General features: G+C 51.0%; 11 protein-coding genes. 8 read left to right on the top strand and 3 right to left on the bottom strand.

The window, feature by feature from the left end; genetic code table 11:
• Genes FYJ73_RS11450 through FYJ73_RS11440 form a run of 3 tightly spaced genes read right to left on the bottom strand, consistent with a single transcriptional unit; the run spans window position 1 to window position 2152 of the window.
• The gene (locus FYJ73_RS11450; RefSeq protein ID WP_154534858.1) at window positions 1-450 is read right to left on the bottom strand and encodes a flavodoxin family protein; all 450 of its coding nucleotides are present in this window, start codon (window positions 448-450) and stop codon (window positions 1-3) included.
• 12 nt (window positions 451-462) lie between these two features.
• Window positions 463-1110 carry an SDR family NAD(P)-dependent oxidoreductase gene (locus tag FYJ73_RS11445; RefSeq protein ID WP_154534857.1) on the bottom strand — a complete coding sequence of 216 codons (648 nt, stop codon included), beginning with the start codon at window positions 1108-1110 and terminating at the stop codon, window positions 463-465.
• 25 nt (window positions 1111-1135) lie between these two features.
• Window positions 1136-2152 carry an aldo/keto reductase gene (locus tag FYJ73_RS11440; RefSeq protein ID WP_154534856.1) on the bottom strand — a complete coding sequence of 339 codons (1017 nt, stop codon included), beginning with the start codon at window positions 2150-2152 and terminating at the stop codon, window positions 1136-1138.
• 146 nt (window positions 2153-2298) lie between these two features.
• Between FYJ73_RS11440 and FYJ73_RS11435 the strand changes: the two genes are divergently transcribed.
• The 8 genes from FYJ73_RS11435 (at window position 2299) to FYJ73_RS11400 (ending at window position 12044) form a co-directional block, all read left to right on the top strand.
• A complete protein-coding gene (locus FYJ73_RS11435; protein WP_154534855.1) occupies window positions 2299-3129 on the top strand; it encodes a helix-turn-helix domain-containing protein in 831 nt (276 codons plus the stop codon).
• Window positions 3130-3147: 18 nt separating this feature from the next.
• On the top strand, window positions 3148-3717 hold the full coding sequence (locus tag FYJ73_RS11430) for a DapH/DapD/GlmU-related protein (protein ID WP_154534854.1): 570 nt from the start codon (window positions 3148-3150) through the stop codon (window positions 3715-3717).
• A gap of 186 nt (window positions 3718-3903) precedes the next feature.
• Entirely contained in the window at window positions 3904-4533 is a 630-nt protein-coding gene (locus FYJ73_RS11425; protein ID WP_154534853.1) for an aldo/keto reductase, read from the top strand.
• A 248-nt stretch (window positions 4534-4781) separates the two neighbouring features.
• Window positions 4782-5162 (top strand): GNAT family N-acetyltransferase, encoded by a 381-nt coding sequence (locus tag FYJ73_RS11420; protein ID WP_235899337.1) that lies wholly within the window; start codon window positions 4782-4784, stop codon window positions 5160-5162.
• Between the two features lie 11 nt (window positions 5163-5173).
• A complete protein-coding gene (locus tag FYJ73_RS11415) occupies window positions 5174-5692 on the top strand; it encodes a DUF6155 family protein (protein ID WP_154534851.1) in 519 nt (172 codons plus the stop codon).
• A 343-nt stretch (window positions 5693-6035) separates the two neighbouring features.
• The gene (locus FYJ73_RS11410; RefSeq protein ID WP_154534850.1) at window positions 6036-8792 is read left to right on the top strand and encodes a SusC/RagA family TonB-linked outer membrane protein; all 2757 of its coding nucleotides are present in this window, start codon (window positions 6036-6038) and stop codon (window positions 8790-8792) included.
• A 42-nt stretch (window positions 8793-8834) separates the two neighbouring features.
• On the top strand, window positions 8835-10469 hold the full coding sequence (locus FYJ73_RS11405) for a RagB/SusD family nutrient uptake outer membrane protein (protein WP_154534888.1): 1635 nt from the start codon (window positions 8835-8837) through the stop codon (window positions 10467-10469).
• Between the two features lie 204 nt (window positions 10470-10673).
• On the top strand, window positions 10674-12044 hold the full coding sequence (locus FYJ73_RS11400) for a TrpB-like pyridoxal phosphate-dependent enzyme (RefSeq protein ID WP_154534849.1): 1371 nt from the start codon (window positions 10674-10676) through the stop codon (window positions 12042-12044).
• The last annotated feature ends 191 nt before the right edge of the window (window positions 12045-12235 follow it).

Below are 12235 nucleotides of genomic sequence, written 5' to 3'. Positions count from 1 at the left end.
TTACAATTTCCTTGCAAGTTCTTTGGCCTGGCATGTTGTGGTTGCCATTCCCATATATTCAAGTCCATACAGATGGGCGAACATGCGGATGGAATATTCACCTGCCTCAATCATCCATTTGTCCGGCGCAGCACCCTGGAAAAGAAAGAACAGCCGTTTGCCTTTCATATCCTGGCGGTGGATGGCACCATAGAGACGATCGAGCAGATTTCGGACGGCACCACTCAGATTGTGCCAATAGACGGGCGAGCCGATCACGATTGTGTCTGCCTGTTTCATGGCTTCAAGCACCTTGTGGAATTCATCGTCATCAAATTTCTGACCGTAGCTGTAGATCTTGTAATCCACCAAGTGGATAGACTCGTACACCCTTCGGTCTAACAGTATCTGTGCCAGATGAACGGTAGCCCCGTTTTTGTGGGGACTACCATTGATGAATAACGTCTTCATATAGTCTTTGCCTTATTCGTAACGTACTTCCCAATCCTTGCGCTCCTGATACATCTGCCAATATTTCTCGGCAATGTTGGCAGGCGCAAAGTGCTCGTTGCCACCGATAACGCCACAAACCATTACCGTACCTACAAATATTCCCTTTGGATCCAACTCATTGTGCATGGCAAGTGTTAGTCCACGAAGTGCAGCCTTGTCGATGGCAAGACAGGTGTAGCCGGGGAAAGGACTGACAGCAGCAACGCCGCCCGTAAGCAGGATGGTACCCTTCTTCTCGGCAAACTCATCTGTAGCGACGGCCTTGATACAAGAGAATGCCCCTAAGACGTCAGCCTTGAAGTGGCGCAGCACCTCACTCTCATCCAAGGGTTGTGCATCGGGTGTGGTGATGCCCACATTATACACCAGCACATCGGGGGTGCCCACCTCTTCATGAATCTTCCCGAATGCATTTTTCACACTCTCAGCATCCGTCACATCACATGCTATAGTACTCGTCTCGTAGCCTTTGGCCTCGAAGTCTTTCTGATACTCAGCCAAAGCCTCACTCCTGCGAGCCACCAGCACCACACGGAAATCCTCCTTTGCAAATCTCTCTGCTACGTGATTGCCCAGTCCCAGACCGGCACCAACCACCACAATCGTCTTTTTACTCATTGTCTTATTCTTTTATTTGAAATGATTATTTCTTATATACTTCTCCCTGATCCTTCGTGCTCTCAGGTACGGATACCAGCTTGTTCAGTCCATTGCGGTCGCCATAAACGGTGAGTTTGTCCAGCTCTGCCGTCAGGGCACGATACTCATTTGTGGTCAGTTCCACATCAGCTGCTCCCAGATTCTCTATGACACGTTCCTCGCGGCGCATACCTGATATGGGAACCAGTTCGTCGTAGGCCATCATATCCCAAGCCAGAGAAATTTGCGCAGGTGTGCAATGCTTCTCATTGGCATAGCGGTTGATAAGGTCAAGCAACGGCTGGTTGCGCTGCATGTTCTCCTTGTCAAAACGGCTGATGACGGTACGCAGGTCATCGCCCTTGAATTCTGTCTGAGCCGTGTATTTCCCACTCAGGAAGCCATTGGCCATCGGTGAGAAAGCCACAAAACCGATACACAGTTCTTCGCAAAGCGGCAGCACGTCCTTCTCCCACTGGCGGGCCATCATCGAGTACTCACTCTGAATGGCTGTGATAGGTGTGACGGCATGTGCCTTGCGGATTTGCTCTACGTTAGGTGACGACTGTCCCCAAGCACGTATTTTCCCCTCTTTGATGAGTTTCCCCATCACGTATGCCACCTCTTCTTCATTTCCCTCTCGCATCTGGTGCTCCGTATAGAGGTCGATATAATCCGTCTGCAATCGGCGCAGCTGTCCTTCCAGCGTCTTACGGATGCCTGTCTCGCTGAGTTTATCCTCTTCAAATGTATGTCCTGATAATTTCTCAGGCCAGAACTTATCCGAAATGATTACCTGCTGGCGAGGCAGTTCCTTCAAGGCCTTTCCTACGAACTCCTCATTCTCAAAATAGCTATACATTTCAGCCGTATCAAAGAAGTTACAGCCCAGTTCAAATGCCTTGTGAACCAGTCTGATGCCCTCCTTCTCGTCTGGGCAGGTGCCGTAGGCATGAGTGAATCCCATGCAGCCCATTCCGATGGCTGACACTTCCAGATTACCTAATCTTCTTATCTTCATTTTACTGATGTTTTGAATTCCGCTGCAAAGGTACGGCGATTTTCTCAACGTAATATTACGAAAAAGTGTAATAAACTTTAGAAAATCGGAATAAAATGATTTGTTTTAGAGAATAATGTGTAATTTTGCATCAAAAACAAGAACCAATGTTCATACCATTCGTGTCCGACGAGCACCCCGTAGCCCTCTATTCAGGCGTTCCTCCACAGTACTCCAGCGAAGGGCTGGCCATCGACTGTGCCTTGGTGCTGCATGTACTGAAGGGCACGGCTCGCCTCCGCTGTAACTTCGAGATGATAGAGGAACAGGCTGACAGCGTGGTGCTGTTCAACCCCGGCGATACTATTAAGGTGGAGCGGCGTTCGCAGGACTTCGAGGTGGAAATTCTGGCCTTCAGCAGCTTTATACAGTTGGCGGCACTTAATCAGCTGGAGAACGTCAGCGTGAATGCCTTGAAAAAGAACATGATTCTTGATACACCTGAGACGGCCTCTGCTGCCACGGGCATGGTACGGGTGCTGAAGCCTGCTATCGATACGTGCAGTGTGCGTGAACTCTGCTTCATCAGCGTCATGCAGCTTCGTGCGTTCTATATGCTCTATCAGGTGATGCTCCGTCGGAATCAGATTGAAGTCGATTCATTTAAAAGCCGTGGCGACGAACTGTTCTTCAGGTTCCGCCAGTTGCTGGCAGAGCATTACCGAGAGTCGCGTAGCGTAGCCTTCTATGCCGACAAACTCTGCATCACTACCCGCTATCTGACTGATATCGTGCAACAGCATTACGGGCGTTCACCAAAGGATGCCATCGACATCTACACCGTGATGCAGATTCGGCTCGACCTGCTACAGTCGGACGTCACCCTGTCGGAACTGGCCAACAAGTACCATTTCTCCAGCCCATCCTTCTTCAGCGACTACTTCCGCCGGAATGCTGGATGCAGCCCACAGGACTATCGGCAAAAGAACAAAGAATAAAACACTATCATAAGGATTATGACTATACAAGAATTTCGTGACTACATGGCATCGGGCAAGCCTGTCATTGGCGGCTCCGATGTTCACATGATGTTTCATCAGTTGTCGCAGGAGGCACTGAAAATCACAGCCGAAATCAACGGCAAGTATCATACACCAGAGCAGTTGCACGATTTGCTGGAGCAACTTTGGGGTATAGAAGTGCCAAAGACGGTTGGGATGTTCCCGCCGTTCCATACCGACTGCGGAAAGAATACCATCGTTGGTGAACGTGTATTCATCAACATGGGTTGTAAGTTCCAAGACCAAGGCGGCATCACCATTGACGAAGGTGCGCTCATAGGGCATAATGTAGTGCTTGCCACCATCAACCACGACCTAAATCCAGCCAACCGCCAAAGTATGAGCTATGCACCTATCCACATTGGTAAAAATGTCTGGATTGGAGCCAATGCCACTGTGCTTGCAGGCGTGACTATTGGCGATGGAGCCGTAGTAGCTGCTGGTGCAGTGGTGACAAAAGACGTGGAACCCAATACCATTGTTGGAGGTGTACCTGCCAAGGTGATAAAAAAGATAGAGGCGTAAACAGATGATGGAATATAAGGTTTTGAATAATGGGCTGAAAATGCCGATGATAGGTCTGGGTGTCTATAATATCTCCTAAAGGGAAACCCAGCGAGTAGTGGAAGATGCCGTGTCGGTAGGCTATAGGAGTATCGACACTGCTGCTATGTACTACAACGAGAAGGGCGTTGGTGATGCAGTTCGGGCATGTGGAGTTCCCGTGAAGAACTGTTCATCACGACCAAGATATGCGATTCCTGCTATACGAGGGAGGAAACACTGCGCACAGCCCGCCATTCCATGAAGCAGTTGGGACTTGACTATGTGGATTTGATGCTGATTCACTGGCCTGTCGGAAACCCGACCGTCATGTGGCATACGCTCGAAGAACTCTATGAGCAAGGTCTGTTCAAGTCCATCGGTGTATCTAACTTCTATCCCAATACGTTCCCCAAGATTGTAAATGATGCAAAGGTGATGCCTGTTGTGAACCAATGCGAGACCCATGTGCTCTATCAGCAAAGGAAAATAGCGTCGGATATGGAAAGTACTTTTGTGCCCAATATGGAGACGAAGATTGAAACTACGAATACTGGCGGCAAAGTGCTTGCCTATGACGGTGACGAACTTGTTGGCCGACTGGATTTCTCCTTCAAGGGAAATGTATTGAGCATTGACCACACGTATGCCTACAAGGAAGGGATGGGTGTGGGGAGTCTGCTTGTCAGTGCTGTCAACGACTATGCTGTCAGTAAAGGGTTAAAAGTCCTGCCCGTCTGCTCATTCGCCGCAGTCTGGTACCAGAGGCATCCGCAATTTCAGGATATTCTCGAATAAGTGATTTGACTTTTCGCATTCAACTCTATTTCCCAAGACTATGGACATCTTCCACCAATCGATTCATTTCCCAATACCAATCTTTGATGACCAATAGTAAAGTTAAATTTCTATTAACTTCTGATAGGTTTGATATTAAAGAGTTAGATGCTGTATAATCGTTAATTAGTTAAAGAATGGAGTATAAATACAAGATAGATGTTGCAAGCATCGAAGATACAGAGACGTTAGTGAGGTTCCAGCTAGCTATGGCAAAGGAGTCAGAAGGAACAGAACTTGACTATGAAATCGTACGCGAGGGAGTTAAGGCGGGCATCGCTGATGACAGCAAGGCTACTTATCTTGTGGCACGGAATGACAATGGTGAGGTCCTTGGCTCATTGATGCTTACAACGGAATGGAGTGATTGGAACAACTGTAACTATTATTGGATACAAAGTGTGTATGTGCGTCCGGAAAACCGTCATCAAGGAGTCTTCAAGGAGCTGTTCGATTTTGCAAAGGCCATAGCACAATCAGAAGGTGCCAGTGCGCTGCGGCTTTATGTTGATTGCAACAACTTTAACGCTCAAAAGGTATATCAGTCACTTGGTATGCATGAAAGCCATTATCTGATGTATGAACTATAATATGTAAGACCATGTCTAAGACAGAAGTTAAGAAGTACATTAAATCTCTTGACCGTCAAGGGCTTGAACAGCTCGTTCTTGACCTTTACACAGCGCGCAAGGAGGCCAAAGAGTTCCTGGACTATGCTGTTCATCCTAACGACAACGCGAAATACGAGCAATACAAAGAGATTATCACAAAGGAGTTCTTTCCAAAGCGTGGAGACGGCAAGATGAGATTCTCTGTCTGTAAGAAAGCTGTTAAGGATTTCAAGTCACTTGATCCCGACCCTGTCTTGCTATGCGACCTTATGCTTTACATCCCTGAATGCGCAAGCAAAGTAGCCAATAGTTGGGGCGACTTGTGGGAATCGTTCTATGATTCAGCATACACGAATTTTGTCAATGCCCTAAAGGAAATCTCAAAACAGGGCCTACAGTCTCATTTCCAAAAGCGCGTTGACAAGATAATCGCTAACTGTCAGTCTTCCGGCTATGGTTTCCCGGACATAATGGAGGACGCTTACGCGGAATACTGGAATGAAGATTAACGGCTCAGTAGTTATCAACGCTTTTAAGGACGGACGCATTTGTTGATTATGTAAAGCTATGTTCTCGTGGGGTCAAAGCAATGTTCTAACGGGGTCGAAGCTATGTTCTCGTGGGCTCGAAGCTATGTTTTCAATGTTGTAACGCTATAGAAAAAGATCGTTCGCAAGGTAGAGGATGATTAAAATCTACGGAGCGAAAGATCTTTTGTTAGAAAGAAAATCCAAACGAGATTTTTGTAAGCCAGTGGACGCGCATACTGTATTTTTTTGTCTCCACACTTGTTTCTGTCTAATATTTCACTTATCTTTGCAATTACAAAATCATATTAAAGAACTGCCCGCCATGCGCACTCCTGTTTTTCTGACCCTGCTGTTTCTCTGTCTCCCCGCCAGCACGTTGGTGGCGCAGACCCGCCATCATGGCAAGCGACCGGTTAAACTGCAAATACCCATAGACAGCCTCACCGTCAACGGCACCTCGCTGGGATCTGTCGATGTGGTGACCGAAAACCACATGAACAAAGGTTTGGTCACCAATCCACTCAATGCACTCACGGGTCAGGCAGCCGGTGTGAACATCACATCGGGCGAGAACCGTATGGCACAGCTCAGCTCGGTGCGTGTGCGAGGCACCACGTCCATCACCGGCGGCAACGACCCGCTCGTGATCATCGACGGTGTATATTCCGACCTTAGTGCCCTTTCTTCGGTATATCCCTCCGACATCGAGAGTTTCACCATCCTCAAAAACGCTGCCGAGACCGCACAATACGGTTCCCGTGGAGCCTCCGGTGTCATCGAGGTAAAGACCAAGCGAGGCAGCGGAACACAGTTTCATATCTCCTACGACGGAAACATCGGCTTCGAGTCGAAATACAAAACGCTCGACATGCTCGACGCTCCGGGATACATCGCCACGGCACAGGCGCTCGGCCTCTATTATAAGGACGAGGGCAGCAACACCAACTTCCAAGACATCATCACACGCACCGGATACATCGCCAACCACCATGTGGCCTTCAGCGGTGGCTCCAAAGAGTCGAGCTACCGTGCCTCACTGAGTGCCATGGACCACAACACGATCATCCGCACCAACTCCTATCGCAACTACGCCGCCAAGGCCGATCTCACACAGTGGGCCTTCGACGACCTGCTGAAAATCGACTTCGGTGTCTTTGGCTCGTCACAGAAAAGCCACGACCTCTTCAATCCCTGGGAGGTCTTCTACAGTGCCGCTGCACAGAACCCTACCATACCGGCCACTACAAATGCCGACGGTTCCGGCGACAAAAACAACACCGCCGAGCAGATCAACCACCCTATGGTGCTGCTGAAAAAGAAAAACGACACCAAGAACCTCAACTTCGATGCCCATATCGACATGGACTTCAACCTTTTAGGACTGCTCAGCGACAAAAGCAACGACGAGCCCTCGATCCACCTGCTTCTGCTCGGTGCCTACAGCTATAACTCTTTGGAAAACGCTACCTTCTGCCCTACCTGGATCTGGGCTCAGGGACAGGCTACCCGCGGCGAGCGCAAGACCGAGTCATGGCTGGGCAACGCACAACTGAAATTTGATGACACGTGGGGCGCACATCATCTCTCTGCCACCCTGCTGACCGAATATCAAAAGAGCAACGCCAGTGGATTTTGGACACTCGTCAAAGGCTTCACCACCAATGAGCTTGGCTACGACAACCTCGGTGCTGCCTCTACGATTCCCTACGGCGGCACAGGATCCGATGCCGACAGCCCCTCGTTGCTCTCGTTCATGGGTAGTCTGAGCTATACCCTTCTCGACCGCTACACGCTCGGTGCAAGTCTGCGTGCTGACGGCAGCTCTATGTTTGCCAGCGGGCACAAATGGGGTGCTTTCCCCTCTGTGTCTCTTTCTTGGGATCTCACCAAAGAGCCCTTCTTCCATGCCCTTAGCCATCTCTTCGACATCATGCGGCTGCGCACCGGCTACGGACAGTCAGGAAACCTCGGCGGCATCTCGTCGTACTACTCACAAAACCTCGTCAAACCCATCGGCACCGTGTCGGTCGACAACACACCCACCACGACCATGGGACTCTTCCGCAACAGCAATCCCAACCTGAAATGGGAGACTCGCTCGACATTCAATGTCGGCACCGACATCAGCCTGTGGCACAACCGACTCGTGCTCACCGCCGAATACTACTATTCACGCACCACCGACATGCTCTATCAGTACGATGTACCCGTACCGCCCTTCACCTTTGACAAGCTGCTCGCCAACCTCGGCAAGATGAGCAACCAAGGTGTGGAGATCGGACTCGGCGTCACCGCCATCAGCCGTAAGGACATGGAGCTAAATGTCAACCTCAACCTCTCGTTCCAAAAGAACAAACTCATCTCGCTCTCGGGCGAATACAACGGCTATCAACTGACGGCACCAGACATCACGTCCATCGGCTCGCTCAGCGGCGCAGGTTTCCATGGCGGCGAAAACAACATCGTCTATCAGATAGTAGGCCAACCCATCGGCGTGTTCTACCTGCCTCACTGCAAAGGACTGGTAAAGAACGAAAACGGTTCCTATATGTACGACATCGAAGACCTCGACCACAACGGGCGCGTCAACATCGAGGACGGCGGTGACCGATACATCGCCGGACAGGCCACACCAAAATGGACACTCGGCTCAAACATCAGTTTCCGATACAAGGACTTCGACATCTCACTGCAAATGAACGGTGCCTTCGGACACAAGATCTACAACGGCACGGCACTGACCTATATGAACATGTCGAGCTTTCCCGACTACAACGTCATGAGCAAGGCTCCCGAGATGAACATCAAAGACCAGCGTGCCACCGACTACTGGCTTGAGCGGGGAGACTATCTCAACTTCGACTACCTCACCATCGGCTGGAACGTGCCTCTGCACTCACGCTATATCAGCCGCCTGCGCCTGTCTGCCTCTGTCAACAACTTGGCCACCATCACTGCCTACAGCGGACTGACTCCCATGATCAACAGCTATGTCGTCGACTCCACACTGGGCATCGACGACAAGCGGTCCTACCCCGTCTACCGAACCTTCAGCATCGGGGTGAGCATTCAATTCTAAGTTTCTGCGTTTCTGCCAATATGTAAATCGCCATTCACCATGATGATCACCAAACGTCTTCTGCTGCTCTTCGCTACAGCCCTTGTTCTCTCTACTTTCTCGTCCTGTCTGGATGAGAACACCAAGGGACTGCTTCCCGAAGAAAAAGCCTACAACAGTGCCACAAACCTATATATCAACACCGTTGCCACCTTATATAATTATATAGGCGGCAACAGCGACTCACAAGGACTTGAAGGCACTGTGCGTGGACTCTACGACTACAACACCTTCTCTACCGACGAGGCCATCATTCCCATCCGCGGCGGTGACTGGTACGACGGCGGATTCTGGCAGAATCTCTACGAGCACCGCTGGACCGCCTCCGACGAGGCTCTCTACAATACATGGCTCTACCTCTACAAGGTGGCTATGCTCTGCAACCACAGCCTCGCCGTCATCGACGCCAACCGCAGCCTGCTCACCGACAAAGACTATCTGGCCTATACCTCTGAGGTGAAAGCCGTCCGCTGCCTGTTCTACTACGAACTCATGGATATGTTCGGTCGCATCCCTTACGTCACGAAAGATCAGGAGTCGTATGCCGATGTCAAGCAGCAGGAGCGCAGCACCGTGTTTCACAACATCATCGACGAGCTGCAGGCGTGTCTGCCATACCTCGCCAATGAGCACAGCAACCTTGAGGGCAACTACTACGGACGCATGACGCGCCCCGTAGCGCAGTTTCTGCTGGCCCGACTCTTCCTCAATGCCGAAGTCTACGCCGACGATGACTGGACCGACAAGCAGCACCCCGACGGCAAGACGATGACCTTCACCGTCGACGGACTGACGATGAATGCCTGGCAAGCCTGTGTCCACTATTGTGACGAAATCGAGAAAGAAGGCTATCAGCTACAGCCCGACTACGCCTTCAACTTCAGCGTTCACAACGAGACTTCCGTGGAAAACATCTTCACCATACCCATGGACAAGATCAAATACCAAAACCAATTCTGGTATCTCTACCGCTCGCGACACTATGCCCACGGCGGTGCCATCGGCATGGATGCCGAAAACGGCACCTCGGCAACGCTCGCCACCGTACATGCCTACGGCTACGGCACCGACAGCCTCGACACGCGCTTTGCCATCAACTTCTATGCCGACACAGTAAAAGTCGACGGGAAGGTGGTGACACAGGAAAGTGGGGAACCCCTCGTCTACCAGCCCTTGGTGATGGCAGAGAACCTCACCTACTCGCCCTACGAGAAGACAGCCGGTGCACGAATGGCCAAATATGAGATAGACCGCAAGGCCTATGCCGACGGTAAACTGCAGGACAACGACATCGTGCTCTTCCGTTTCGCCGACGTGCTACTCATGCGCGCCGAGGCAAAAGTGCGTAACGGTGAAAACGGACAGAGTGATTTGGATGCTGTACGCCGTCGCGTGGGAATGCCATGCCGCCCCGCAACACTCGACAACATCCTGCGTGAGCGGCTGCTCGAACTGATGTGGGAAGGCAGCCGACGGAGAGACCTCATCCGATATGGGCTATTCCACAAGGCCTACGACCTCAGACAACCCATTGAGAGTGAGAGCGACGCCCACACCATTGTGTTCCCTATCCCCACAAAAGCCATTGACCTCAACAACAAGTTGACTCAGAACAAGGGCTATAAGACAGAAAAATAGAATCAAACAACGGCTTATTCGTATCGCTGCAGCACCTGCGTCATGCAGCGCACGGCAGCATAGCCATATAGGACTCATACCTTATTATTTATAGCTCCAGAGAAATTTATTCTCCACAAATGGCAAAAAATTGAAGAAAATTGTGTAAGTTTGCAATTGGAATACAATCACCAACTGCAAATTGTCAAACAGAAAACAATCATTATGAAGAGAAAGAAATTCCTTTTGGACGAAAACGATGTTCCCCGTCAGTGGTACAATATCCAAGCCGAGATGCCCAACAAGCCCATGCCGCCGTTGAATCCTGCTACCCACAAGCCGCTGCATGCCGACGACCTGGCACATATCTTCAACCAGGAGTGCTCACGGCAGGAACTCGACCAGGAACACGCATGGATCGACATCCCCGACGAGGTGCGTGACAAATACTGCTACTATCGTGCCACGCCGCTAGTGCGTGCCTACGCACTGGAGAAAGCACTCGACACAAAAGCTCATATCTATTTCAAGAATGAATCGACCAACCCCTTAGGTTCCCATAAGATCAACTCCGCCCTGCCCCAGTGCTACTACTGCAAACAGGAGGGCGACACCAACGTGACTACCGAGACCGGTGCCGGACAGTGGGGCGCTGCACTCAGCTATGCCGCCAAACTCTACGGACTGGAGGCCGCCGTGTATCAGGTGAAGATCACGATGCAGCAGAAACCCTACCGATCGATGATCATGCGCACCTTCGGCGCTACCGTGGAGGGATCGCCCTCTATGTCGACTCGCGCCGGAAAGAATATCATCACGGCTGACCCCAACCATCCCGGCTCCTTGGGTACCGCTATCTCTGAAGCCATCGAATTGGCCACCACCACACCCGGATGTAAATACACGCTGGGCTCGGTGCTGAACCATGTCGCCCTCCATCAGACTGTCATCGGACTGGAAGCTGAGAAGCAGATGGAGATGGCTGGGGAGTATCCCGACGAGGTCATCGCATGCTTCGGCGGCGGCTCCAACTTCGGCGGCATTGCCTTCCCTTTCATGCGCCACGTCTTCGACGGCACACACAAAGACACAAAGTTCATCGCCGCTGAGCCGAACAGCTGTCCGAAACTCACTCGCGGCAAGTTTGAATACGACTTTGGTGACGAGGCCGGCTACACGCCCCTACTGCCGATGTTCACCCTGGGCCATGACTTCAAGCCCGCCAACATCCATGCCGGTGGCCTGCGCTATCATGGTGCCGGTGTCATCATCTCGCAACTGCTCAAGGACGGCTATCTCGCCGGCATGGACATCCCTCAGCTGGAGAGCTTTGCCGCTGGTGTGCTCTTCGCCCAGACCGAGGGCATCATCCCGGCTCCAGAAAGTTGCCACGCCATTGCAGCCACCATCCGCGAAGCCAAGCGCGCCAATGTGGAGGGCAAGGCTCCTGTCATCCTCTTCAACCTCTCGGGCCACGGCCTCATCGACATGCCGTCGTACATGAGCTATATCAACGGCGACCTGGCAAACTATACGGTCACCGACGACGAGATCGAGAAGAACCTCGAAAAGGTGCCGTTGACTATCGACAAGTAAATACCCTTGTTTTCGTCATTGGGGCATCCAAATTCCAAGACTGGTGACGATACGACCCAATTATATAAAGAAACCTCCATTTGAGACACTATACAATTTGGCCCTTGCTTTGCCGTTTCTGGCTTAACAATGGCTTTCTTTCGTAGAAAGCCCGTTTAAGTTTCCCCTTGTTTTAGTCTCTGTATAATTAT

It is taken from the genome of Hallella mizrahii, assembly GCF_009695775.1.
GTDB classification, from domain to species: Bacteria; Bacteroidota; Bacteroidia; order Bacteroidales; family Bacteroidaceae; genus Prevotella; species Prevotella mizrahii.
The sequence above is the reverse complement of the archived record's forward strand: the minus strand, read 5'-3'. Positions and strand labels throughout refer to the sequence as shown.